This window comes from Streptomyces sp. NPDC058240 (assembly GCF_042882135.1).
Classification (GTDB): domain Bacteria; phylum Actinomycetota; class Actinomycetes; order Streptomycetales; family Streptomycetaceae; genus Streptomyces.
The window spans coordinates 745,284-770,799 of the sequence record NZ_JBHVWT010000001.1 but is presented as its reverse complement, the minus strand read 5'-3'; the positions used below and the strand labels follow the sequence as shown (position 1 = coordinate 770,799).

Sequence of the window (25,516 nt, the reverse complement as noted above, 5' to 3'; positions counted from 1 at the left end):
GATCGCCCCGCCGCCGCAGCGGCCCTTCCACCTTGCGCACACCTGTGATCATCGCCGGTCCTCCGGCCCCGGTGCCCGGTGCTGGGACAGCAGTTCGGCCGCCGCCTCCTGGTAGCGCAGCACCGCCTGTCCGGCGACCCGCAGATCGCACGGTGCGCTCCACAGCATCCGGCGCGCCGCGTCGTACCGCTCGATCAGCAGCGGGTCCTCGGCCAGACCGTGCCGGGCGACCTTCGCCTTGTACGCGTCGAGCCTGCCGCGCAGCTCCGCCCGTACCGCCAGCGGGGCCGTGACCGCGGTCAACGACTCGCGGGCCCGCAGCAATTCCTCCTCGGCCTCCCGCTCCAGCGTCTCCAGGAGCGGGGACAGCCGGTGCCACTGGGCATGCCTGCGGTACTCCGAAGCGGCGGCCAGCCGCTCCTGGAGCACGGTCGCCGGGCCGCTGACCGCGGGCACCTCGGAGGCCGCGATCTTCGCCAGCACCTCGCCGCGCGCCGACCGGGCCTCGGTCAGGGTGCGGTCCGCGCGGGAGAGCACGTCGCGCAGCTGGACCAGGCGTTGCTCGGCGTCCTGCCGGACCGCGAGCACCGCCTCGATCTCGCGGCGCACATCGTCCAGGGCGCGGGCCGCCCGGTCGTAGCGCGCCGTGTCGGGGCGACCGCCGCCGGGCGCCGAACTGCCCGGCCCCGGCAGCCAGAACGCGAGCGGATCGGAGATCACCTGCACCCGGAGCGTGGTCAGTTCGTGGGTGATCGCCTCCAGGTCGTCCCCCGCGGGGTGCTCACCGGGCCGCACCCCCACGGAGTGCGCCAGCGAACGGGTGCGGTGCAGCTCGGCGGCGAGCAGATCTATCCGGGCGGGCAGCGCGGACCATACGGAGTCGGAGGCGACGACCATGTCCAGCGAGCGGGCGTACAGCTCGTTCATCCGGGCGACCAGCTCCTCCAGCGTGAACCGCTCGGAGAGCCTGGCCGGACTGGCGATCGACGGATCGGGGCGTGCCGCGGCGTGCGCCACGGTGACGCCCTGGCCGCGCAGCAGCTCGGTGAGGGCCACCAGATCGTCCCGGTTGGGATAGCGGCGGCGGGCCCGCACCGCACGCGCCTGGGCGAGTGCCCCCGCGTAGGCGTCGAAATACCCCCACAGCAGCGTGATCGCCTGATCGGTCGAGGCCCAGCGTTCCTTGGTGACACCGGTCAGATCGGCGCCCTCCAGGAGCCGGCGGCCCGCGTGGTCCTGGAGGGCGAGGAGCGAGGTCTCGATCGCCTCGTGCTCCGCGCCGAGCCGGGCCAGCGCACGGTCCGCCTCGTCCCGGTCCATGACCGGGACGGGGGGCCCGGCCGCATGGCCGGGAAAGGGGCCCGCGACGCCCATCGATCACCTCTCCGCTCTTCCTGCCGGGACGGGTCCCGGCAGGATCAGTGCCACTGTCTCTCCGGCCGGGTCCGCTCCGTCGCGTCCACCCGGCCGGCCCGGCGTCAGTTGCTCCGGTACTTGGGGGCCGGCGGCCCCTCTATCCCCGGCAGACCGTCCTGCAGCCAGTCCCGGTACGACTGCATCCAGCGGCTGTCCTTGCCGCCCGCGCGGTAGTCGACCAGTACCTGGTTGACCCGGGCCACCAGATCGTTCGCGCCGCGCTTCGTCGCCACGCCGTAGTACTCGGTGGTGAACGGCTTGTCGCCCTTGAGCTCGACCGCCGGGTCCTGGGCGGCCTGGCCGGCCGCCAGTGCGTTGTCCGTGACCACGGCGTCGACCTCGCCCAGTTGCAGCCGCACCAGGCAGTCCAGCTGGTTGGGGACGGTGAGCTGGTTCTCGTCCTTGTCGGTGCCGTCGTGCGGGTCCTCGAAGACCGCCCCGAACGACTGCTTCTTCAACGCGTCGTAGGCGGTCGAGCCGTTGGCGGTGCACACCCGCTTGCCGGCCAGGGACTTGTCGTACCCGGTGATCGTCGACTCCTTAGGCGCGAGGACCTGCTGCCCGGCCTGGAAGTAGGCGGTGGAGAACGAGACCTTCTGCAGCTGCTTGCAGTTGATCGTCATCGTGCGCACGACGACGTCGACCGTGCCGTTCGCCAGGAGCTCGGCCCGCTTGTTGGTGGGAATCGCCCGGAAGATCACCGCGTTCCGATCGTTCAGGATGTTCTCGGCGATCGCCCGCACCAGATCGATGTCGAAGCCTTCGATCCTGCCGCTCTCCGGGTTGCGGTACCCCCAGCTGAAGCTGTTCTGGTCGATGCCCGCGATCAGCTTTCCGCGCGCCTTGATCTTCTCGATGCTCGGACCGCTGTCGGACCGCGGTGGAAGGCTCGCCTCCGGGTCCGTGCACTCGTCGGCCCTGGTCTGGACCGCCTGTGCGGCACCCTGGCCCGCGACGGCCCCGCGGAACGCCTCGGCGCCGCCGTGGGAGAGCGGCAGCAGGGTGAGCGAGGCCGTCACCGCGCAGGCCGCGGCCATGGCCGTCACCCCGCCCCAGCCGCGCAGCCTCACCCGGGCGGACCACGCGCCCGCGCGCTTCCTGGTCATCGCTACCCCTCTCACCGGTACTCCGAGAGCCTGCGGTTGACCCCGACGATCGCGGCCACGGCCCCCAGCGCGGCCAGCGCCGCGGCCCCGGCCGGCAGACCCCACAGCGCCCCGCGCCCGTCCTCCGCAGCCCGGGTGAACTCGTCCTGCTCATGGGCGAGCGCCTGCTCCAGGGCCTTGTCCACCCGTTCGAAGGACTCGCCCGTGGAGTCCTTCGCCCCGATGATCTGCGTCCGCGCGCCCTCGTAGTCGCCGCTGTCGTCGGCCGTGCGGGCGGTCCGGTGGCGGCCCTGCCACTCGGAGACGGCATCGACGGCCTTCGCCACCGGTCGGCTCCCCCCGTCGTCGTCACCGGCAAGCTTCCCGGCTTTCCTCAGCTCTTCACCGAGGGCCTTCATGCCCGTGTTGTAGTCGGTCTCGTACTTGTCGTGCTTGCCGTCCGGGGTGAGCACCGCGCCACGGGCGACCAGCGTGAGGTTCTCATTGGCGCGCGCCTTCAGCGAGTCGATCCGCGCGTGGTTGAGCACATCGAGGGACTGCTGCCCGTTCACATCGGCGGCATGCAGCTCGGACCGCGCCACCGTCTGCCCCACGGCCAGCCACAGCAGCACCACGGTGGACGCCGCGGTCGCGACGAGCAGCCCGTGGTTGAACACCCGGTTCGTCCTGCGGTAGTTGCGCCGCTGCGCCCAGCACAGCGCGGCCAGCGTCACGAGACCGAGCCCGAACGAGAAGAACGGCCAGGTCCTGGCCGAATCGCTGTCCTCGCCGAGCCGGCCGGTCTCCGCCGCGTACAGCCGCTCGGCGGCCGGCAGCAGCACATTGCTCATCTTCTGGTTGGCGTACCGGAGGTAGGCCCCGCCCAGCGGCAGGCCCTGCCGGTTGTTGGCGCGGGCCCGCTCGATCAGGCCCGTGTAGCGGGGGAGTTCCACGTTGAGCGTGGTGATCTCCTGCCCGGACTTCGTCGACGCGTCCGTATTGGCGGCGGCCCTCACCAGCAGGCGGGACGCCTCCTTGATGTCCTTTTCGTACTGGGCGTGGACATCGGCCGGCTCCTGCGCCCCGGCCAGGAAGCCGCTCGCCGCGGCGGTGTCGGCATCCGCCAGCGAGCGGTAGACGGCCGCCGCGTCGGCGCTCAGCGGCTGGCTGCGGCCCACCACGTCGTCGGCGGCGGACGCCCGGTCGGCGATCTCGAAGGCCGTCACGGCCCCGAACGCCACGACGAGCAGGGCCAGCACGGCCCCGATGATCTGGAGCCTGCCCGGCTCGGTGGTGGCCGCGGCCCGCACCTTGTCGGCCGTCACGGACAGCGCACCGCGCTGCGGCGGAGCGGGTACGGTCGCGGGCACGGGCGGCTGTGCCCGCTCGTGTTCCGGCGCCGTGCGCACATTCGGCGGGTATGTCACTCGACCTCCCCCTCGGTCACTGACGGTGGCCCGGCCCCCGGCCGATCGGGGACTGGTGCCCGGCCATGAAGTATGGCCGCAGGGACCGACATCCACACCAGAAACGTCTGGATCGTGCATCGGCCCATGGATGCGATCACACGCATTCGATCAAGGCCTGCGCCGCCGATCAAGCCGATCGGCGGACCAGTACCCGGTGCGGGCCGATCTCCCCACTCATGAACACGTCCGGGACAACTGAACGGTTCCCGTGCGCAAGGGGCGTCCCGCGGCGCGAGAACGCCGCGGAACGCCCCCTGGCCGGGAACGACCTGTCAGCTGTACTGTGCGCGCAGCCTCTCGTGGACCGCGGCGGGCGCGCCCGTGTGATCCAGGCCGAGCAGCGCGGCTCCCAGCACCGGCGGCTCCGCCACCACCCGCAGCACCGCCTTCGGGGCGCGAATTGCGAGGAGTTCGGTGATCTTCGCGTCCAACTGCGGGTGGCGGGCCGCCAGCACGCTGCCGCCGAGCACCACCGGCGACTCCTCGCCCAGCAGGTCCAGCCTGCCCAGCGCGACCGAAGCCATCGCGACGACCTCCTCCGCCAGCCGGTCCACCAGCGCGCCCGCCAGCGGGTCCCCGGCCGCCGCGGTCGCGAAGAGCACCGGAGCCAGCTCGTGCCGGCGCTCGAACTCGATCCGGCCCAGATGCAGCGCCTCGATCAGCGCGTACATCGAGCCGAGCCCGAAGTGCGCGGGCAGGGTGCGGGCCAGCTCGGTCGGTTCACCGCGGCCGTCCTCCGCCCGCGAGGCGAACCACATAGCCTCTTCGGCCAGCCCGGCGCCGCCGCCCCAGTCACCGGACATCCGGCCTATGGCGGGGAACCGCGCGGTCCGCCCGTCCGGCACCATGCCGACACAGTTGATCCCCGCACCGCAGACCACGGCCACACCGCGCGGCTCGTCCACCCCCGCGCGCAGTATCGCGAAGGTGTCGTTGCGCACCTCGACCGTGCGGCCCCATTCCCTGCGGACCAGGGCCTCGGTCAACTGGGTCTCCTCCACCGGGAGATCGACGTTGGCCAGGCACGCCGAGACATGCTCCACGCCGTCGACGGACCGCTCGGAGCCGGCCAGGGCCTGTCCGAGCAACGGGGCCAGGACGTCCAGCGCCGCCTCCACGCCGACGACCGGCGGCTGGAAACCACCGCCCCGGGCCGTCGACAGCACCGTTCCGTCCTCACCGATCAGTGCCACGTCGGTCTTGCTGTTCCCCGCGTCGATCGCGAGGACCAAAGCGTTCACGCCCACGCCAGGTGCTCCCGGTTGTGCGCGATCAGCTTGTCGGTGAGCGCCTCGGCGTACTCGAACTGGCCGATCAACGGGTGCGCGAGCAGCGCCTTGAACACCCGGTCCCTGCCACCGCGCAGCGCGGCCTCCAGGGCGAGGTCCTCGTACGCCGTCACGTTGGCGATCAGACCGGCGTACAGCGGGTCCAGCCCGGGAACGGCGAGCGGCGTCGCGCCCGTGCCGTCGACCCGGGCCTGCACCTCGATCACCGCGTCGTCCGGCAGGAACGGCAGCGTTCCCCTGTTGTAGGTGTTGACCACCTGCACCGGGGAGCCGCCCGAGCCGAGCAGCGAGGACGCCAGGTCCACGGCCGCCTCCGAGTAGAAGGCGCCGCCGCGCTTGGCGAGCAGCGCGGGCTTCTCGTCCAGCGCCGGATCGCCGTACATGGCGAGGAGTTCCTTCTCCATCGCGGCGACCTCGGCCGCGCGGGACGGCTTGGTGCCGAGCTCCCGCACGACCGCGTCGTGCGCGTAGAAGTAGCGCAGGTAGTACGAGGGGACGACGCCCAGCCGGTCGGTGATCGCCCGGGGCATGCGGAGATCGTCCGCGATCGTGTCGCCGTGCTCGGCGAGCAGCTTCGGCAGGACGTTCTCGCCCTCGGGGCCGCCGAGGCGTACCCCGAGCTCCCAGGTCAGGTGGTTGAGCCCGACATGGTCGAGGTGGACCTCGGCCGGGGTGACGTCGAGCAGCCGGGCGAACTTCCGCTGGAAGCCGATCGCCACGTTGCACAGGCCGACGGCCTTGTGGCCGGCCTGGAGCAGTGCCCGGGTGACGATGCCGACCGGGTTGGTGAAGTCGATGATCCAGGCATCGGGGTTGGTGCGGCGGACCCGCTCGGCGATGTCCAGGACGACCGGCACGGTGCGCATCGCCTTGGCGAGGCCGCCGGCGCCGGTGGTCTCCTGGCCGACGCAGCCGCACTCCAGCGGCCAGGTCTCGTCCTGGTTGCGGGCGGCCTGGCCGCCGACGCGCAGCTGGAGCAGGACCGCGTCGGCGTCGGCGACGCCCGCGTCGAGGTCCGAGGTGGTGACGATCCGCCCCGGGTGGCCCTGCTTGGCGAAGATCCGCCGGGCGAGACCGCCGACGAGTTCCAGACGGTCGGCCGCCGGGTCGACGAGCACCAGCTCCTCGATGGGCAGCGTGTCCCGCAGCCGGGCGAAGCCGTCGATCAGTTCAGGTGTGTAGGTGGACCCGCCACCAACTACTGCCAGCTTCATAGGTCAGCCCTTTACTCCGGTCAGTGTGACGCCCTCGACGAACGCCTTCTGGGCGAAGAAGAAGACGAGGATCACGGGGGCCATGACCAGTACGGTCGCGGCCATGGTCAGGTTCCAGTCGGTGTGGTGTGCGCTCTTGAAGGACTCCAGGCCGTAGCTGAGCGTCCAGGCGGCCGGGTTCTCCGAGGCGTAGATCTGCGGGCCGAAGTAGTCGTTCCAGGCGTAGAAGAACTGGAAGAGGGCCACGGCGGCGATGCCCGGCTTGGCCATCGGCACGACGACCTTGAGCAGGGTGCGCAGCTCGCCGCAGCCGTCGACCTTCGCCGCGTCGAGGTACTCGTTCGGGATGGTCAGCAGGAACTGCCGCAGCAGGAAGATGGAGAACGCGTCGCCGAAGGCCATCGGGATGATCAGCGGCCAGAGCGTGCCGGACAGGTCCAGCTGCTTCGCCCAGAACAGGTACATCGGGATGACGACGACCTGCGGCGGCAGCATCATCATCGAGATGACCAGCATCAGCGACAGATGCCGGCCGCGGAAGCGGAACTTGGCGAGCGCGTATGCCACGGGCAGCGAGGAGACGACCGTGAGGACGGTGCCGAGCCCCGCGTACAGCAGGGTGTTCTTCCACCAGGTCAGAAAGCCGTCGGTGTCGAACACCCGCTGGTAGTTGCTCCACTCGAAGGGGTGCGGCCACAGATCGCGGGTCAGCGCCTGCTGGCCGTTCATCAGCGAGGTGAGCACCAGGAAGACGAACGGCAGCACGAAGAAGAGCGCGGCGGCGACCCCGAGCGAGTGCACGGCGATCCAGTTCAGCAGCGACTTGCGGCGCGCCCTGCGTTCGGCCGGGGTGACCGGGCCGGTCGCGGGGTCGGCTTCCTTGACGGCGTCGAGTACCTGCGCCACGTCACTCACCTGCCTGGATCAGCCCGCTGCGGCGCCGCATCAGCAGTGCGGTGAACGCCATGGCGAGTACGAAGAGAACGAGCGCGACCACGCAGGCGGAGCCGTAGTCGAAGCGCTGGAAACCGAGGTTGTAGACGACCTGCGGAAGCGTCAGTGTCGACTTGTCGGGATAGCCCGGTTCGAACTGCTGCCCGGAGCCGCCCATCACACCCGAGGCGACCTTCCCGGCCACGAATGGCTGGGTGTAGTACTGCATCGTCTGGATGATCCCGGTGACCACCGCGAACATGATGATCGGCGAGATGTTCGGCAGGGTGACGAAGCGGAACCGCTGGAACGAGGTCGCCCCGTCCAGCTCCGCCGCCTCGTACTGTTCCTTCGGTACGTCCAGCAGGGCGGCCATGAAGATCACCATCAGGTCGCCCACCCCCCACACCGCGAGCGCGGTCAGGGCCGGCTTGGACCAGGCGGCGTCGGTGAACCAGCCGGGCGTGGGGAGCCCCAGCTCGCCGAGGATCGAATTGACCGGCCCGGTCCCGGGGTTGAGCAGGAAGACGAAGCCGAGTGTCGCCGCGACCGGCGGGGCCAGGTACGGCAGGTAGAACAGGGTGCGGAAGACCCCGGCCCCCGTCTTGATCCTGGTGATCAGCAGCCCGATGCCGAGGCCGAACACCACCCGGCAGGTGACCATCACCACGACCAGCCAGAGCGTGTTGCGCAGCGCCGGCCAGAACAGCGGGTAGTCGTTGAAGACGAAGGACCAGTTCTTCAGCCCGCTGAACTCGGGGGCTGAGAACCCGTCGTAGTCGGTGAAGGAGAAATAGAGCGTGGAGATCAGCGGGTAGGCGAAGAAGACACAGAACCCGATCAGCCACGGCGACATGAAGGCCGCTGTCCGCAGCGCCGACCGGCGGCGCTTCGAACGGAGTGTGTAGGTGGTCATCGCGGTTCTACTTCGCCTGTGCGATCGCCGCGTCGATTTCCTTGGCGGTGTTCTCCAGACCCGCCTTGACGTCCTTCTGCCTGCCCTTCTCGATGTCGAATCCGAGGTTCTGCAGGGACACCAGGTACGCGCCGCCGTTCACCGAGGGCGGGGTGGTGGTGCTGTTCGGGTTCGCGGCGATGTCCAGGAAGGTCTTGAACCGAGGGTCGTACTTCAGCTTGGGCGACTTCAGCGCCGCCAGGGTGGACGGCACGTTGTGGATGGCGTTGGCGAAGTTCACCACGGCGTCGGTGTCGGTCGTCATGAACTTCACCAGCTCCCAGGCCGCGTTCTGCTTCTTCGAGGTGGCGGCGATCCCGGCGATGGTGCCGGTCAGATAGCCCTTGCCCCAGGTGTCGGCCTGGTCGTCGGCGACGGGCATCGGGGCGACGCCGATCTCGAACTTCGGCTTGGTCTCCTCGGCCATCCCGAGCCGCCACTCGCCGTCCAGCTGCATCGCCACCTGGCCGGTGTGGAACGGGTGCTTGGCCCCCCACTCGTCACCGAAGGACGTGCGGTACTTCTCCAGCTTCTCGTAGCCGCCCAGGTCGTCGACCAGCTTCTTCTGGGTCGTGAGCATGGCGGCGAACGACGGGTCCTTGGCGATGTTCGACTTGCCGTCCGCGTCGAAGTACTTCGCGTCCCAGGCGCCGAGGTAGTGCTCGGTCGTCGTCTCGTAGCCGTGGTAGTTCGGCATGAAACCGAGCCGCTCGTACGAGTCGCCCTTGGTCTTCGTCAGCTTCTTGGCGTCCTCGGCCAGCTCCGACCAGGTCCTCGGCGGCCTCGTGATCCCGGCCTTCTCGAAGGCGTCCTTGTTGTAGTAGAGGCCGTACGCGTCACCGAGCAGCGGCACGGTGCAGCGCACCCCGTCGAACTGGGTGTACTCGTTCATCGCCTTCGGGAAGGTCTTGTCCGGGTCGATCCCGTCCTTCTTCAGGAAGGGGTTGAGGTCGATGAACGCCTTCGACGAACAGAACTTGCCGACATTGTTCGTGGTGAAGGACGAGACGACGTCCGGGGCGTTCGAACCGCCCGCCCGCAGTGCCTGGTTGACCTTGTCGTCGGTCATGTTGCCGACGACCTTCACATGGATGTTGGGGTGCGCCTTCTGGAAGGCGTCCACCGTCGCCTGGATTCCCTTGACCTCGTTCGGGGAGATCCAGCCGTGCCAGAAGTTGATGGTCGTCTCCTTGGACGGGTCATCACTGGCACCGGAGTTGCTCTGGCCCATACAGGCCGAGGCGAGCAGAGATATGGCGGCGGTCGCGGCGAACGCGGCGGCCGTCTTCCGGCGGTTTCCGGACATGGCGGTCTCCCGGTGAAGGATGGGGGCGGGGGTACGGAGGGAAGAGGGCGGGCCGAGAAGGATCAGCGGGACGTGTCGAAGACCTCGTCACGGGTGGTGGCGAGGGCGCTCTCCAGCGCGCCGCGCAGTACGGGGCGGTGCTTCACTTCCCCGGCGATCAGCCGGGGCCGGGAGGCCGCCAGTTCGGTGAGCTCGGACGCCACCCGGCAGCGCAGCGGCTCCCCGCCGGCCGCGATCACCTCGCCGGACAGCACGACGACTTCCGGGTCGAGCACGGCGATCATGGAGGCGAGGCCGGTCGCGAGGCCGGTGGCGAAGAGATCGAGGAGCCGGGGGTACGGGCCGTCCTCGCCCGCCTCCGCGGCCTCTGCGGCGCGGGCGAGCAGCCGGGCGGCGACCTCGTGGTGGGTACCGGGGGCGCGGATCAGCTCGTCGTCGATGCCGAGCTTCCGGCCCAGCCGGGACAGCACCTGCGCGCCCGCCAGCTCCTGGAAGCCGCCCGCGTTCACCTTGGTGACCTGACGGACCAGCGGGGTACCCGGCACCGGCAGGAAGCCGACCTCGCCCGCGCCGCCGGTGAAGCCGCGGTGCAGCCGTCCGTTGATGACGAGGGCGGCACCGAGCCCCTCCTCGTTCCACAGCAGGACGAAGTCCTCGTGCCCGCGCGCCGCGCCCAGCCGCTGCTCGGCCACCGCGACCAGGTTCACGTCGTTCTCGTACTCCACCGGCATCGGCAGGAAGGCGGCCAGCTCCTCCAGCAGGGTGGGGGAGTGCCAGCCCGGCAGGTGCGAGGCGTACCGCAGCCGCCCGGTACCGGGGTCGAAGGCGCCCGGGGTGCCGATGACGACCCGGTGCACATCGGAACGGGTGAGCCCGGCGTCCTTTACCGCCCCGTCCAGCGCGTCCGCCACCTGCCGCACCACGCTGTCGGCGCGCCGCCCGGGGGTGCGCAGTTCGAACTGCCCGACCGTCTCCCCGGTCACATCGGCGATGGCGGCGACGATCCGGCGGGCGTTCACATCCAGTCCCGCGACATGGGCGGCCCGCGCGTTCACCCCGTACAGCTGTGCGTTGGGCCCCGGCCGCCCGGCCACGGTCCCGGTCGCGACGACCAGCCCGGCCGCCTCCAGCCGTGCCAGCAACTGCGAAGCGGTGGGCTTGGAGAGCCCGGTCAGCTTCCCGATCCTGGTCCGCGAGAGGGGACCGTGCTCCAGCAGCAGATCGAGGGCGGCCCGGTCGTTCATGGCCCGCAGAACGCGGGGGGTACCCGGTGTGGTTCCGGCCATGAGTGCTGCACCTGCCCTCTGTTAGGAAAGTTTCCTATTCGGTGAGAGGACGGTATGCGCGCGTTACCTGGCCGTCAATGGGAAGCGCCGCCGTGGCAACCAAAGCGTTACCTGGAACACTTCCGGAATGTCCGGGTCCATGGTGACGCATGCCCAACCGGTTCGTCGGCGAACCGAGTTGAGGTCCCATCGGCCCGCCGGACACCCGTACGGCGCGTACTACTTCGAGATGTTCGGCGGGGTGATCGGGGCCGTGGCCAGGGACTGGGGGGAAGTGGCGGAGGCGTAGGCCGAGGGGGCGGCCATGCCGGCCGCCGGGTCGGCCGCGGAGGGCTCGTCCGCCTGGGCAGGGATGCCCCCGACGATGCGGATGCCCGCCTCGTCGAAGGCCCGCTTGATCCGCCAGCGCAGCTCGCGCTCCACGCCCAGCGCCTTGCCCGGCATCGTCTTCGCGCTCAGCCGGACCGTCATCGAGTCCAGGAGCACGGCGTCCAGGCCCAGGACCTCCACCGGCCCCCACAGGCGCTCGTTCCAGGGGTCCTCCTTGGCCATCGCCGCGGCGGCCTCGGTGATGACCGTACGTACCTTGTCGAGGTCCTCCGTGGGACGCACCGTCACATCGACGCCGGCCGTCGACCAGCCCTGGCTGAGGTTGCCGATCCGCTTCACCTCGCCGTTACGGACGTACCAGATCTCGCCGTGGTCGCCGCGCAGCTTCGTGACCCGCAGGCCGACCTCGATGACCTCGCCGGAGGCGACGCCCGCGTCGATGGTGTCGCCCACGCCGTACTGGTCCTCCAGGATCATGAAGACACCGGAGAGGAAGTCGGTGACCAGGTTGCGCGCACCGAAACCGAGCGCCACACCGGCCACACCGGCGGAGGCCAGCAGCGGGGCCAGGTTGATCTGGAACGCGCCCAGGATCATCAGCGCGGCCGTGCCGAGGATCAGGAACGACGCGACCGAGCGGAGTACCGAACCGATCGCCTCCGAGCGCTGACGGCGGCGTTCCACGTTGACCAGCAGCCCGCCGAGAGCGGTGCCCTCCACCGCCTGGGCGCTGCGGTTCATCCGTTCTATGAGCTTGGTGAGAGCACGCCGGATCGCGATCCGCAACACGATCGCGATCGCCGCGATGAGGATGATGCGCAGACCGGTGTTCAGCCAGGTGGACCAGTTCTCCTCCACCCAGCCCGCGGCGTCGCCGGCCTGCTTGGCGGCTTCGTCCAACGAGCTGCCGGGCTCGGGTGACGGGGCTGCGGCCAACAGGGCGGACAGGGACACGGTGGGACCTCCAGATGGGCGACGGCGGCCCGACCACACTAACGGGGCATCGGGAGTACTCCGTTGTCGCGGCCGAGGGGAGAGACGCGTCTCACGGGGGGATGCCGGGGGTGAGGAGCAGGAGCGGGGAGGGGCCGGCAGCGGCCTTCTGTGGCCGATCGCACACCGGGCACGGGCCGCCGCGACAGCGGGCCCGAAGCGCCCGTTCCGCATGTGGCCGCGGCGCGAGCGGCGGGGGACCGGGGCAAAAATCCTTCCGGCCCGTTACCCGCACGTGGTGGCGCTTCCACCAGGCAGGAGTAGAGACTGAGATCGGATCGTCCCGGCGCGAGCCACGCGCCGCCGGCGTACAAGGAGGCATCCACCGTGCCGCATGTCCTGGTTCTCAACGCGTCGTACGAGCCGCTCGGCGTCGTACCGCTCCGCCGCGCGCTCGTCCTCGTCCTCGAAAACAAGGCCATCTGTCTCGAGGAGTCCGGCGCCTTCATGCACAGTGCCACCCGGGCCGTCCCGGCCCCCAGCGTCGTCCGCCTGAAGCGGTTCGTCCGCGTTCCCTACCGGGGACCCGTACCGCTGACCCGCAGGGCGCTGTTCGCCCGGGACGGGGGCCGCTGCATGTACTGCGGCGCCGCCGCGACCAGCGTCGACCACGTGATTCCGCGCAGCCGCGGCGGACAGCACGTCTGGGACAACGTGGTGGCGGCCTGCCGCCGCTGCAACCACGTCAAGGCGGACCGGCACCTGCCGGAGCTCGGCTGGCGGCTGCACCAGCAACCCGCCCCGCCGACGGGCCTCGCCTGGCGGATCATCGGCACGGGACACCGTGACCCGCGCTGGTTGCCGTACTTGCAACCGTTCGGCGCGGACGACGCCATGGCCCGGATCGACGGCATTTCTGCCTGAGGGATCCGGGCCTTCGTCGTCCCGGGGCGGCAACGGCCCGGATCGTTAATCCGTCGCGGCGACGGCGTACGCCTCCACCGACCAGAGCGAGTAGCCGAACTCGGTGCCCCGGGCATCGCCCTGGACCCGGAGGTAGCGGGCGCCCTTCGCGTCCATCCGGACCGACTCGCGCCCGCCCCTGCCGTCCCGGACGGTCGCCGCCGTGCGCCAGCTGCGGCCGTCCGAGGAGACCTGGACGCGGTAGCGGGTGGCGTACGCGTCCTGCCAGCGCAGCACCACCTGGCCGATCCGGGCGGGCCGCGGCAGTTCCGCCTGCCACCAGGCGCCGTCCTCGGCCGGTGAGGACCAGCGGGTCCCCGGATCGCCGTCGGAGGCGGCCGCCGCCGGGAAGTCCGGGGTCTCGTCGCCGGACGAGGACGCGGTGGCGGTGCTCAGCAGATCGGGGCCCGCGGTGCGCGGGAACGCCCGGACGGTGAGCGTGCTGCGTTCGTCGCCGAAGCTGAACGGCACCTCGTACTCCCCGGCCGGGGTGCCCGCCGGGACCGTGATCTCGACGGGGACGTCGGTACGGGAACCGCGCGGCACCCTGGTCTGCTTCGGGACGTCCACCTTGATGCCCTTGGGCGCCTTCGCGGTGAGTGCGCCCCGTACCTCCGCCGGGCGGCGGGCGGCGAGGCGCGCCTCGACCCGCTGCGGCCCGCCGCCGATCTCGGCGTCCGTCTCGCCGCGTGCGAGATCGAGCCGGGCCGCGGGCTCGTCGCCGAACCAGGGCACGAGCGCGTGCACCCGAGGAGCCGGTACCCGGGCGCTCCCGGAGACATCGCCGCCCGGGGCCATCGGCGCCAGGGTGCGGGAGAGGACCGGGGGCAACGACGGACCGCCCGTGGGCCAGCTGATCCGGATCGCGTCGGCCCGCAGCCCCTTCGCCGCCGTCTGGGTCCAGCCGGTCGCCGACAACGCGCCCAGGCGGCGCCAACCCTCGCCGGGCACCCGGGCCTCCAGCGCCGCGCCGGCCAATGTGCCGCCGCCGGGCAGGGTCATCGCCGTCACGGCCTCCACCGGGCGGGCCCGGTCCAGCCGGACCGTGTAGCTGCCCGGAGCCTTCGTCACCGTACCGTCGCCGCGGTCCGCGCCCGTCCAGGCATCGGCCTCCCGGCGCACCCGGTCCAGGAACGGGCCCAGGACCCCCTTGCCGACCGTGGCGCCGTCCGCCTTCGCGGCCTTGCGCACCGGTTCCAGGGCCAGCGAAGCCTGCCAGGCGGCGGCACCGTCGCCGCGCGACTGGGCCTGGAGCAGATCGACGGCCAGCTCGCCCGCCCGGCCGTACCGGGACAACTGCTCGGACCACGGCCGCACTTCGTCGTCCAGACGCCCGGCCGCCAGGCCCTTCAGCCGCTGCGGGGCCTCCCGCATCACGGTGAACGCCTCCCGCAGCCTGCGCGCCGCGTCGGCCCGCGCCGGGGCGTCGTGCGCCGCGCGGGACTTCCAGAACGCGGCCAGCAACGGCCGCAGATACGCGGACTCGTCACCGCCCAGCACGGACGTCGCGCTGTTCCCGGCCAGCGCGCGCAGTGCGTCCCTGGTGCGTGCGTCACCGCCCGCCAGATCGTCGATCGCCGCCTGCCAGGACTCCTGCGGCCGGTAACCCTTCGGGTTCCAGGCGAAGTCGGCGGCGGTGAAGAGCGGAATGCGGGACGCGGACGGCTGCTCCATCGCATTGGCGAGGAGCGCCGCGGAACCCGTGGCCACCGCGGGGTCCCGGCCGGTGTACGGGCCGAGGAAGATCCGGTCCTGGGCGTAGTCGTTGACCGGGTAGTTGTCCATCGTGACCAGCGGATGCCCGAACGCGGCGCGGGCACCGGCCAGTTCCCCGCCGGTGATGGTCCTCGGCACGACCCCGACACCGGTCCAGGCGATCTGGACCCGGTCGTCCAGTTCCTCGGCGAGCGCCTCGCGGTAGTCGGTGGAGCCGTCCTGGTAGAACTCCGTCGGCATCACCGACAGCGGCTGCGAACCCGGATACCGGTCCGCGAGATGCCGCGCCACCTCGCCGGCCACCCGCGCCTGCGCCCTGGCCGCCGCCTGCGGGCCGCTGCCGAAGGTGTCGGCGTCGCTGTCGCAGTGCCATTCGCTGTAGCTGACGTCCTGGAACTGCAGCTGGAAGGCCCGCACACCCAGCGCCCACATCGCGTCGAGCTTCTTCGTCAGCGCCTTCACGTCGCCGTCCGAGGACATGCACATGGCCTGGCCGGGGGCGACGGCCCAGCCGAGCGTCACATGCTCGGCGCGGGCCCGCTCGGCCAGCGCCCGGAAGCCGGCGCGCCGGTCGGCCGGGTACGGGTCGCGCCAACGGGCCTGTCGGTACGGATCGTCGCCCGCCGCGTACAGATACCTGTTCTGCTTCGTACGCCCCATGAAGCCGATCTGGGCCAGCCGCTCCTGGAGGGTCCACGGCTGCCCGTAGAAGCCCTCGGTCATTCCGCGTACGGCGGTGCCCGGCCAGTCCCTGACGGTGACCCCGGCGACGCCCCCGTCCCGGATCAGCTGACGCAGTGTCTGCACGCCGTGGAAGAGGCCGTCCTCGCCGACACCGTCCAGGGCGACGGTGTCCCGCCCCGCGACCCGGCCGACCGCGATCCGGTAGCCCCCGGAGGGCAGATCACCGCGCTCGGGGGCGTGCAGCGTGCGCAGCGCGTCCCGGGCGCCGTCGCCGCCGAGCCCGATGACCGGGCCGCGGCCGGGCAGGGCCTCGTGGACGGTCCGCACGCCCGCGTCCCGCAGGATCTTCCGGAGCGCGTCGACCGCGTACGGATCGGCGTGCGAGCCGGCGACGAGGGTGACCTCTGCGGAGAGCGGTACGGACGTCCCGGCGGCCTCGATGGACTGCGGCCGGGGCCACACGGCGGGCAGCGCGGCGTCGTCCGTGCGGTCGGGGGTGGCGACGGCGGTGGAGCCGGGATCCGAAGGGGCCGCGACGGCGGCCGGGGCTCCCGTGGAGAGCAGTCCGCCGAGCACGGCGACCGCGATGGCCGTTGCCTGCTTTCCGCGCCTGAGCCGCATCGCTCGTCTCCCTCGTCACCGCCGGTGGGCTCCGAGCCCACCACCCGGGCGCGAGGGTGTCAATGCGTGTGGGTGGTGTGCCGGAAATGCCCGATGTGGCGGGTGGGGCAGGGGTCGGCGGGTCGAGGTCGTGGACGCCAAAGATGACGCCGGATGGCCGAAAACGGCGGACAACTTACGGAGAACTGGCCCACGGGGAACGGAATGTGACCCAGAGCACGTTGAATTCGTTGTGATGACGCCGATGTCTGTGGTCGAGCCCGCCGGGTAGGCGTGCTGTGTCCTGATTTCCCACGGCCAGGAGGCCGCCATGCACGCTGCCGCGAAGCTTCTGCTCCCCGCCCTCCCCGAGCGGGCGCCCGGGCCCGCCGTCCCGCCGTTCGACGCGTTCCCGGCCCCCGTGCCCGGCCCGCTGACGAGCGAGCCGCCGCTCGCCGACGCGATACCCCTCACCAGCGAGCCGCCGCTCGCCGACGCCACACCTCTGACCAGCGAACCCCCGCTCGCCGTGAATGCCCCGCTGACCAGCGAGCCGGCCACGTCCGGCGGCGCGTGGGGCACGGAGTTCCCAGGAGTCTGAATGGGCTTGTCCCGGCTCGCCGCACTGCACGGCGTCGCCACCTCCTACTCCCCGTCCGCCGATGTGACGGTGTCCGTCCCCGACGAGACGGTCGTCGCCGTGCTCGCCGCGCTCGGTGTGGACGCCGGCACGCCCGGAGCGGTACGGGAATCGCTCGCCGCCGCCGAGTCCGCGGCCCGCTCCCGGCTGCTTCCGCCGACGGTGGTGGTGTGGTCCGGTGAGCCGCTGCCCGATGCCCTGACCGCCCTGCCGCCCGGCACCACCCTGGACATCGGCCCCGAGGACCCCGGTTCGCCCCCGCCCCCGCGGATGCGCATTCCGGCCGACCGACCGGATCCGGCCGTTTCGGTACGGGGCGCCGCCGACGGGCCTGCGGATCCGGCGGACGCGGCGGGGGCGGGAGCGCCCGTGGCCCCCGCCTGGTGGGCCGAGCCGCCGCTCGGGGTGCACCGGCTGGCCGTACGGGCCCCCGGCGGCCGGAGCGCGACCGGCACGCTCGTCGTCGCCCCGCCCCGGGCGCCCCGGCCGCCCGCCCGCGGTCACGGCTTCCTCGTCCAGCTCTACTCCCTGCTCTCCGCCCGCTCCTGGGGCATGGGCGACCTCGGGGATCTCGCCGACCTCGCCGCCTGGTCCGGGCGGGCACTCGGCGCCGGATTCGTCCAGGTCAACCCGCTCCACGCCGCCGTGCCCGGCCGCCCCACCGACCCCTCTCCGTACCGCCCCTCGTCGCGGCGCTTTCCCGACCCCGTGCATCTGCACCTGGAGTCCATCCCCGAGTACGGGCACGTGACCGACCGGGGCACCCTCGACGACCTGCGCCAGGACGCCGCGACGCTCAGCGACACCGTCCTCAACAAGGGCGCCCTGATCGACCGTGACGCCGTCTGGGACCTCAAGCGCCAGGCTCTCGAACTCGTGCATCGGGTGCCCCTCACCCCGGGCCGTCGCGCCGCGTACTGCGACTTCCTGGCCGAGCAGGGGCAGGCCCTGGAGGACCACGCCCTGTGGTGCGCCCTCGCCGAGGTGCACGGCTCCGACTGGCACAGCTGGCCCGCCGGGCTGCGCGACCCCCGGTCCAAGGAGACCGCCCGCGCCCGCGGCGAACTGCTGGACCGGGTCGACTTCCACTGCCGGCTCGCCTGGCTGACCGACGGTCAGCTCGCCGATGCCCAACGCGCCGCCCTCGACGCGGGCATGGCCGTCGGCATCGTCCACGACCTCGCCGTCGGTGTGCACCCCGGCGGCGCCGACGCCTGGGCCCAGCAGGACGCCTTCGCGCACGGCATGTCCGTCGGGGCGCCCCCGGACGCCTTCAACGCCCGGGGCCAGGACTGGGGCCTGCCCCCGTGGCGCCCGGACGTCCTCGCCGCCTCCGGCTACGCCCCGTACCGCGGACTGCTGCGCGGGCTCCTCGCCCACGCGGGCGCCCTGCGCATCGACCACGTCATGGGCCTGTTCCGGCTCTGGTGGGTGCCCGAGGGGCGCCCGCCCACCGAGGGCACCTATGTCGCCCACGACGCCGAGGCGATGCTCGCCGTCCTCGTCCTGGAGGCGCACCGGGCCGGCGCGGTCGTCATGGGGGAGGACCTGGGCACCGTCGAGCCGGGGGTCCGCGAGGCGCTGGCCCGGCGAGGCGTGCTCGGCACCTCCGTCCTCTGGTTCGAACGGGACTGGGCCGGCACCGGCCGCCCACTGGCCCCCGAGGAGTGGCGCGAGGGCTGCCTCGCCACCGTCACCACGCACGATCTGCCGTCCACCGCGGCCCGGCTGACCGGCGACCATGTGACGCTCCGCCACCGCCTGGGCCTGCTCACCCACCCCCTGGACCAGGAGCTGACGGCGGACGCGGCCGACACCGCCGAATGGCTGGGGTATCTCGCCAGGCTCGGGCTGCTCCCCGAGGGCGAGGGCGACGAGGAGGGCGCCGTCCGCGCCGTGCACCGCTTCCTGCTGCGCACCCCCGCCCGCCTGACCGGCGTCTGGCTGCCCGACGCGCTCGGCGACCGCCGCCCGCAGAACCTCCCCGGCACCTGGGACCAGTACCCCAACTGGCGCCTGCCCGTCGCCGACGCGGAGGGCCACCCGGTCACCCTGGAGGAGCTGGCCGCCGCACCCCGCCTGCACCGACTGATGGAGGTCTTCCGCCCGAGCGGGGACCGCCCGGAAGGCCACCCGGAAGCCCGCCCGCACCGCCACCCGTGATCCGTCCCCGACCCCGTACGGCACCCCCGGGCGCGCGCCCCTCGCGGGCGTTCGCTACGTTTGCACCGTGGACAAGAAGAACGCTATGCGCGCCGGCGCCGTCGCGGCCGGAACGACGCTGATGATGCTGCTCATGTCGTCCCCCGCGCTCGCGCTCACCCGCGACGACGGTGACGACCCGGGGCCCGGCCTGAGCGCGATGGAGACCATCGGCCTCTACGTCGTGGCACCCATCGTCCTGTTCCTGGTCATCGCGGGCCTGGTCATGGTCCTGGACAAGTCCAAGAAGCAGGCCTAGTACCCACACGCTCGTCCCGGGTGCGCCGCAGGTACTCCGTGAGTACCGCGCGGCGCACACGCATGTCCGCGGCCGGGCACCCCGCCCTCGGCGCCGGGTAGGTTGCGGCCATGATCGAGTGGGACGTCAAGAAGCTCCGCATCCTCCGCACCCTGCGCGATCGGGGCACGGTCACCGCGACCGCGCAGGCCCTGCTGATGACGCCCTCCGCGGTCTCGCAGCAACTGTCCAGCCTCTCCAGGCAGCTCGGTGTGCCGCTCCTGGAGGCCCAGGGCCGGCGCGTCCGGCTCACCGACGCCGCGCATCTCGTGCTGCGCCACGCCGAGGCCGTCTTCGCCCAACTGGAGCGCGCCGAAGCCGAACTGACCGGCTATCTGCGCGGCGAGGCCGGCGAGGTGCGGATCGCCGCGTTCTCCACGGCCGTGCCTGCCCTCGTCGTACCGGCGATCCAGCGGCTGCGCGCCGAGGAGCGCCCGGGGCCCGATGTGCGGGTGCGGGAGGCGGAGGCCGCGCAGGCGTACGAACTCCTGGTCGCCGGTGACGTCGACCTCGCCCTGTCCCTCGCCGCGCACGCCCCGACGGCCCGCGACCCCCGGTTCGCGGTGCTGCCCCTGCTCGCCGACCCGCTGGACGTGGCCCTGCCCGCGGCCCACCGCCTCGCCGCCGCGCCCGCCCTCCGCCTGGCGGACCTCTCCGGCGACCCGTGGATCTTCGGCGGTTCGGGCCCCTGGTCGCAGATCACCACGGCGGCGTGCGAGGCCGCCGGATTCGTGCCCGAGCAGGCGCACAGCGCCTCCGGCTGGACGGCGATCCTGGCCATGGTCGAGGCGGGTCTGGGGGTGGCACTGATCCCGCGCATGGCGTCGGCGGAACGGCACAGCCGGGGCGGCGTGGTGATGCGCGCGCTCGACGCCGACCAGCCGCGCCGTCATGTGGTGGCGGCGGTGCGGCAGGGCGCCGAGCGGGGCCCCGCGGTGGCCAGGGTGCTCGCGGCGCTCACCGCGACCGCCGAATCATTCACTTCAACTGAATAGACGATGCAAAAACTTTCGATGGACCTGATGGGCCATGGGTCGTGACAGTAGGTGCATGACCTTCGACCAGAATGAGAACCACCACGACGACCCCCACGCCAACGACGCGGCCCCGTACGGCGGTGGTGACCCGTACGCCGACTACCGCGGCACCGACCTGCCCTTCACCGAACTCGTCGACCTCGCCGACCGCCGCCTCGGCGCGGGCGTGATCGCCGCCAACGACGAGTTCTTCGCCCAGCGCGAGAACCTCCTGGTCCGGGAGCGCGCGGCCTTCGACCCCGAGCACTTCGGCCACAAGGGCAAGATCATGGACGGCTGGGAGACCCGCCGCCGACGCGGCGCGGACGCGGACCACCCGTTCCCGGCCCCCGACGAGCACGACTGGGCCCTGATCCGGCTCGGCGCCCCCGGCATCATCCGCGGCATCGTCGTCGACACGGCCCACTTCCGCGGCAACTACCCGCAGCGCGTCTCGATCCAGGCCACCGCGGTCGAGGGCTCGCCCAGCCCCGCCCAACTCCTCGCCGACGACGTGAAGTGGGAGGAGATCGTCCCGCCGACCCCCGTACGCGGCCACGCCGCCAACGGCTTCGAGATCACCGGCGGCCGCCGCTGCACCCACGTACGCCTGTGTCAGCATCCCGACGGCGGCATCGCCCGCCTCCGCGTCCACGGCGAGGTCCTCCCCGACCCGTCCTGGCTCGCCACGCTCGGCACGTTCGACCTGATCTCGGTGCTGAACGGCGGCAGTTACGAGGACGCCTCGGACCGTTTCTACTCCTCGCCGACCCAGATCATCCTGCCCGGCACCTCCCGCAAGATGGACGACGGCTGGGAGAACCGCCGCCGCCGGGTCCGCGACACGAACGACTGGGTCCGCTTCCGCCTCCCCGCCCAGGGTGCGGTCCGCGCGGTCGAGATCGACACCGCCTACCTCAAGGGCAACGCGGCCGGCTGGATCGCACTCCAGGGCCGCAACGGCGAGACCGGCGAGTGGTTCGAGATCATCCCCCGCACCAGGCTCCAGCCCGACACCCCGCACCGCTTCCCGCTCCGCGCCCAGGCGATCGTCACCCACGTCCGCCTCGACGCCTTCCCGGACGGCGGCGTCGCCCGCATGCGCCTGCACGGCAGCCTGACGGAGTCCGGCGCGGCCGAACTGGCCCGCCGCTACGAGGAGTCCGGCGCGTAACGCCCCTGGCTCTGTGCTCCCTGCTCCCGCCCGTCGGACGGCTGCGCGACCGCGCCCGCCCGACGGTTTCCAGCACCAGGCCGTCCGGAGCACGAACGAAGGGGCGCCCCCCGTCGCGGGAGGCGCCCCTCACTGTCTCACCGGTCAGCGCGTCACGCCGTGGCCGCCGCCGCGTCCGCGGCCTGGGCCTTCAGGGCGCGCTCGACGCCCGAGCGGGACTCCGACATCAGCCGGCGCAGTGCCGCGCTCGGGTCCGTCGAGGAGAGCCAGGCGTCCGTGGCGTCCAGCGTGGCCTGCGAGACCTGGAGGGTCGGGTAGAGGCCGATGGCGACCTGCTGTGCCATCTCGTGGCTGCGCGACTCCCAGACGTCCTTGACCGTGGCGAAGAACTTCTCCGAGTACGGAGCCAGCAGTTCGCGCTGGTCGGTCTGGACGAAGCCGGCGATGACCGCCTCCTGGAGGGAGTTCGGCAGCTTGTCGGACTCGATGACCGAGGCCCACGCCTCCGCCTTCGCCTCCTCGGTGGGGCGTGCCGCGCGGGCGGTCGCCGCGTGGCGCTCGCCCGCCGCCGTCCTGTCGCGCTCGTACTCGGCGGCGATCTCGTCCTCTTCGAGGAGACCGGTCGCGGCGAGCCGCTCGACGAACGCCCAGCGCAGCTCCGTGTCGACGGCCAGGCCCTCGACCGTCTCCTTGCCGTCGAGCAGCGACTGCAGCAGGTCCGTCTGCTGCGGGGTGCGGGCCGTCGCCGCGAAGGCGCGGGCCCAGGCCAGCTGGTGGTCGCTGCCCGGCTCCGCCGCGCGCAGGTGCGCGAGGGTGGCCTCGGTCCACTGCGTCAGCCCGGCCTCGCGCCACTCCGGCGCCGCGTACAGGTCCAGCGCCAGCTTCACCTGGCGGTGCAGCGACTGGACGACGCCGATGTCCGACTCCTTGCCGATGCCGGAGAGCACCAGGGCGAGGTAGTCGCGGGTCGCCAGCTCGCCGTCGCGGGTCATGTCCCAGGCGGAGGCCCAGCACAGGGCGCGGGGGAGGGACTCCGTGAAGTCGCCGAGGTGCTCGGTGACGACGCGCAGCGACTCCTCGTCGAGCCGGACCTTCGCGTACGAGAGGTCGTCGTCGTTGAGCAGGATCACGGCGGGGCGGGCGGTACCGGCCGGGAACGGCACGGTCGTGCGCGCACCGTCGACGTCCAGCTCGATGCGGTCCGTACGGACCAGCTTGCCGGAGCCGTCGAGGTCGTAGCAGCCGATGGCGATGCGGTGCGGGCGCAGCGTCGGCTCGCCCTTCGCACCGGCGGGGAGGGCCGGGGCCTCCTGGAGCACGGTGAACGAGGTGACGTGACCGTTCTCGTCCGTGGTGATCTCCGGGCGCAGGATGTTGATGCCCGCCGTCTCCAGCCACGCCTTCGACCAGGTCTTCAGGTCGCGGCCGGAGGTCTCCTCCAGGGCGCCCAGCAGGTCGGACAGCCGGGTGTTGCCGAACGCGTGCGCCTTGAAGTACGCCTGGACGCCCTTGAAGAACTCGTCCATGCCGACGTACGCCACCAGCTGCTTCAGGACCGAGGCGCCCTTGGCGTAGGTGATCCCGTCGAAGTTGACCAGCACGTCGTCCAGATCACGGATGTCCGCCATGATCGGGTGCGTGGACGGCAGCTGGTCCTGGCGGTAGGCCCAGGTCTTCTCGGAGTTGGCGAACGTGGTCCAGGAGTTCGGCCACTTCGAGCCCTGCGCGTACGCCTGGCAGGCGACCGAGGTGTACGTGGCGAACGACTCGTTCAGCCACAGGTCGTTCCACCACTCCATGGTGACGAGGTCGCCGAACCACATGTGCGCCAGCTCGTGCAGGATGGTCTCCGCACGCCGCTCGTACGCCGCGTCCGTCACCTTCGAACGGAACACGTACTGGTCGCGGATGGTGACCGCGCCCGCGTTCTCCATCGCGCCGGCGTTGAACTCCGGGACGAAGAGCTGGTCGTACTTGGCGAACGGGTAGTCGTAGTCGAACTTCTCCTGGAACCAGTCGAAGCCCTGCCGCGTGACGTCGAAGATCTCGTCCGCGTCGAGGAACTCGGCCAGCGACGGACGGCAGTAGATGCCGAGCGGGACGGACTGGCCGTCCTTCTCGTAGCTGCTGTGCACCGAGTGGTACGGGCCGACGATCAGGGCCGTGATGTACGACGAGATGCGCGGCGTCGGCTCGAAGGACCAGACGTTGTCCCGCGGCTCGGGCGTCGGCGAGTTCGAGATGACCGTCCAGCCCTGCGGCGCCGTCACGGTGAACCGGAACGTCGCCTTCAGGTCCGGCTGCTCGAAGCTCGCGAAGACCCGGCGCGCGTCCGGCACCTCGAACTGGGTGTAGAGGTACGCCTGCTGGTCGACCGGGTCGACGAAGCGGTGCAGGCCCTCGCCCGTGTTGGTGTACGAGCAGTCGGCGACGACCTTCAGCTCGTTGGAGCCCGCGACCAGGTGCGGGAGCGTGATGCGCGAGTCGCGGAACACGGCCGCGACGTCGAGCGCCTTGCCGTTCAGCTCGACCTCGTGCACGGCCGGGGCGACCAGGTCGATGAAGGTCTCCGCACCGGCTTCGGCGGAGTCGAAGCGCACGGTGGTCACGGACCGGTAGGTGCCGCCCTCCTGCGCTCCGGAGAGGTCGAGATCGATCTCGTACGCGTCCACGGTCAGCAGGCGCGCCCGCTCCTGTGCCTCTTCGCGGGTCAGATTGGTGCCAGGCACGCGGTCATCTCCTTGGTATGTGACGTTTCCGGTCATCCTTCCACGTCGCGTGCTCCGGCGGGGGGCCCGGTCCGCGGTGGGTGCGCGCATACGAAAGGGCGGCCACCGCACACCGGTGGCCGCCCTTTCCCGCATGCCTCAAGCGTCAGCTGCGTGCCTCGGGCGTCAGCCGTTCAGCTCCGCCGCGACCAGCTCCGCGATCTGCACCGCGTTCAGTGCCGCGCCCTTGCGCAGGTTGTCGTTGGAGACGAAGAGTGCGAGGCCGTTCTCCACGGTCTCGTCGACCCGGATCCGGCCGACGAACGAGGCGTCCTTGCCGGCCGCCTGGAGCGGGGTGGGGATCTCGGAGATCTCGACGCCCGGCGCGTCCTTCAGCAGCTCGTACGCGCGCTCCACGCTGATCGGACGGGCGAAACGGGCGTTGACCTGGAGCGAGTGACCGGCGAAGACCGGCACCCGGACACAGGTGCCGGACACCTTCAGCTCCGGGATCTCCAGGATCTTGCGGGACTCGTTGCGGAGCTTCTGCTCCTCGTCGGTCTCGAAGGAGCCGTCGTCCACGATCGAACCGGCCAGCGGCAGCACGTTGAAGGCGATCGGACGCTTGTAGACGCCCGGCTCGGGGAATTCGACGGCCTCGCCGTCGTGGGTGAGCTTGTCGGCGTCGGCGACGACCTTGGACGCCTGGCCGTGCAGCTCGGCGACGCCGGCCAGACCGGAACCGGACACCGCCTGGTAGGTGGCGACGGTCAGCGCCTGCAGACCGGCCTCGTCGTGCAGCGGGCGCAGCACGGGCATGGCGGCCATCGTGGTGCAGTTCGGGTTGGCGATGATCCCCTTGGGCCGGTTCGTGATCGCGTGCGCGTTGACCTCGGGGACGACGAGCGGGACCTCGGGGTCCTTGCGCCAGGCGGAGGAGTTGTCGATCACGACGGCACCCTGCGAGGCGACCTTCTCGGCGAGCGCCTTCGACGTCGCGCCACCGGCCGAGAACAGCACGATGTCCAGTCCGGTGTAGTCGGCCGTCGAGGCGTCCTCGACGGTGATCTCCCGGCCCTGCCATTCGATCGTCGAGCCCGCGGAGCGCGCGGAGGCGAAGAGCCGCAGTTCGTCGGCAGGGAACTTCCGCTCGGCCAGGATGCTGCGCATGACTGTGCCGACCTGACCGGTGGCGCCGACGATTCCGACCTTCACAGGGACTCCTTCGAGCGTACGAACTGAGACGGTTGCCGCTCCATGATGCGTATGTCCACGGCTTTCTTGTCCAATCCATTGTCC

19 protein-coding genes are annotated in these 25,516 nt (G+C 71.7%); 6 read left to right on the top strand and 13 right to left on the bottom strand.

Going from position 1 to position 25,516, the window contains the following annotated elements; translation table 11 throughout:
- Window positions 1-48 precede the first annotated feature (48 nt).
- From ACFVX4_RS03455 to ACFVX4_RS03410, 10 genes are all read right to left on the bottom strand, one after another.
- Window positions 49-1,374: a hypothetical protein gene (locus tag ACFVX4_RS03455; protein ID WP_389971453.1), complete on the bottom strand. Its 1,326-nt coding sequence runs from the start codon at window positions 1,372-1,374 to the stop codon at window positions 49-51.
- A gap of 104 nt (window positions 1,375-1,478) precedes the next feature.
- Entirely contained in the window at window positions 1,479-2,522 is a 1,044-nt protein-coding gene (locus ACFVX4_RS03450) for a glutamate ABC transporter substrate-binding protein (RefSeq protein WP_389971451.1), read from the bottom strand.
- A gap of 11 nt (window positions 2,523-2,533) precedes the next feature.
- Window positions 2,534-3,928 carry a hypothetical protein gene (locus tag ACFVX4_RS03445; RefSeq protein ID WP_389971449.1) on the bottom strand — a complete coding sequence of 465 codons (1,395 nt, stop codon included), beginning with the start codon at window positions 3,926-3,928 and terminating at the stop codon, window positions 2,534-2,536.
- A 314-nt stretch (window positions 3,929-4,242) separates the two neighbouring features.
- Window positions 4,243-5,217 (bottom strand): N-acetylglucosamine kinase, encoded by a 975-nt coding sequence (locus tag ACFVX4_RS03440; protein WP_389971447.1) that lies wholly within the window; start codon window positions 5,215-5,217, stop codon window positions 4,243-4,245.
- Window positions 5,208-6,473 carry a 6-phospho-beta-glucosidase gene (locus tag ACFVX4_RS03435; protein WP_389971445.1) on the bottom strand — a complete coding sequence of 422 codons (1,266 nt, stop codon included), beginning with the start codon at window positions 6,471-6,473 and terminating at the stop codon, window positions 5,208-5,210. Before ACFVX4_RS03435 ends, ACFVX4_RS03440 begins: the two co-directional genes overlap by 10 nt.
- Before the next feature lie 3 nt (window positions 6,474-6,476).
- Window positions 6,477-7,379 carry a carbohydrate ABC transporter permease gene (locus ACFVX4_RS03430; RefSeq protein WP_329838480.1) on the bottom strand — a complete coding sequence of 301 codons (903 nt, stop codon included), beginning with the start codon at window positions 7,377-7,379 and terminating at the stop codon, window positions 6,477-6,479.
- Window position 7,380: 1 nt separating this feature from the next.
- The gene (locus ACFVX4_RS03425; RefSeq protein ID WP_389971442.1) at window positions 7,381-8,322 is read right to left on the bottom strand and encodes a carbohydrate ABC transporter permease; all 942 of its coding nucleotides are present in this window, start codon (window positions 8,320-8,322) and stop codon (window positions 7,381-7,383) included.
- Between the two features lie 7 nt (window positions 8,323-8,329).
- Complete coding sequence (locus ACFVX4_RS03420) at window positions 8,330-9,667, bottom strand: ABC transporter substrate-binding protein (RefSeq protein WP_389971440.1); 1,338 nt, start codon at window positions 9,665-9,667, stop codon at window positions 8,330-8,332.
- Window positions 9,668-9,729: 62 nt separating this feature from the next.
- On the bottom strand, window positions 9,730-10,953 hold the full coding sequence (locus ACFVX4_RS03415) for an ROK family transcriptional regulator (protein ID WP_389971438.1): 1,224 nt from the start codon (window positions 10,951-10,953) through the stop codon (window positions 9,730-9,732).
- Window positions 10,954-11,172: 219 nt separating this feature from the next.
- Entirely contained in the window at window positions 11,173-12,237 is a 1,065-nt protein-coding gene (locus ACFVX4_RS03410) for a mechanosensitive ion channel family protein (protein WP_389971436.1), read from the bottom strand.
- 366 nt (window positions 12,238-12,603) lie between these two features.
- Here ACFVX4_RS03410 and ACFVX4_RS03405 point away from each other — a divergent pair, with 366 nt between their 5' ends.
- The gene (locus ACFVX4_RS03405; RefSeq protein WP_350995451.1) at window positions 12,604-13,140 is read left to right on the top strand and encodes an HNH endonuclease; all 537 of its coding nucleotides are present in this window, start codon (window positions 12,604-12,606) and stop codon (window positions 13,138-13,140) included.
- Between the two features lie 45 nt (window positions 13,141-13,185).
- On the opposite strand, the gene ACFVX4_RS03400 is transcribed toward ACFVX4_RS03405, so the two are convergent.
- On the bottom strand, window positions 13,186-16,200 hold the full coding sequence (locus tag ACFVX4_RS03400) for a beta-N-acetylglucosaminidase domain-containing protein (RefSeq protein WP_389971434.1): 3,015 nt from the start codon (window positions 16,198-16,200) through the stop codon (window positions 13,186-13,188).
- A gap of 310 nt (window positions 16,201-16,510) precedes the next feature.
- Here ACFVX4_RS03400 and ACFVX4_RS03395 point away from each other — a divergent pair, with 310 nt between their 5' ends.
- From ACFVX4_RS03395 to alc, 5 genes are all read left to right on the top strand, one after another.
- Entirely contained in the window at window positions 16,511-16,780 is a 270-nt protein-coding gene (locus ACFVX4_RS03395) for a hypothetical protein (RefSeq protein WP_389971432.1), read from the top strand.
- Window positions 16,781-18,982, top strand: a complete 2,202-nt coding sequence (gene malQ / locus ACFVX4_RS03390) for a 4-alpha-glucanotransferase (protein WP_389971430.1) — start codon at window positions 16,781-16,783, stop codon at window positions 18,980-18,982.
- Window positions 18,983-19,067: 85 nt separating this feature from the next.
- Window positions 19,068-19,280 carry a hypothetical protein gene (locus ACFVX4_RS03385; RefSeq protein ID WP_093542474.1) on the top strand — a complete coding sequence of 71 codons (213 nt, stop codon included), beginning with the start codon at window positions 19,068-19,070 and terminating at the stop codon, window positions 19,278-19,280.
- Window positions 19,281-19,390: 110 nt separating this feature from the next.
- Window positions 19,391-20,314, top strand: coding sequence for a LysR family transcriptional regulator (locus ACFVX4_RS03380; protein ID WP_389971428.1), 924 nt, complete (start codon window positions 19,391-19,393; stop codon window positions 20,312-20,314).
- 55 nt (window positions 20,315-20,369) lie between these two features.
- On the top strand, window positions 20,370-21,509 hold the full coding sequence (gene alc, locus ACFVX4_RS03375; protein WP_389971426.1) for an allantoicase: 1,140 nt from the start codon (window positions 20,370-20,372) through the stop codon (window positions 21,507-21,509).
- Between the two features lie 152 nt (window positions 21,510-21,661).
- Here alc and pepN read toward each other — a convergent pair whose 3' ends face one another.
- Together pepN and ACFVX4_RS03365 are read right to left on the bottom strand one after the other, a co-directional pair.
- A complete protein-coding gene (gene pepN, locus ACFVX4_RS03370) occupies window positions 21,662-24,238 on the bottom strand; it encodes an aminopeptidase N (protein ID WP_389971424.1) in 2,577 nt (858 codons plus the stop codon).
- A 165-nt stretch (window positions 24,239-24,403) separates the two neighbouring features.
- Window positions 24,404-25,432: an aspartate-semialdehyde dehydrogenase gene (locus ACFVX4_RS03365; RefSeq protein WP_389971422.1), complete on the bottom strand. Its 1,029-nt coding sequence runs from the start codon at window positions 25,430-25,432 to the stop codon at window positions 24,404-24,406.
- Between the last annotated feature and the right edge of the window lie 84 nt (window positions 25,433-25,516).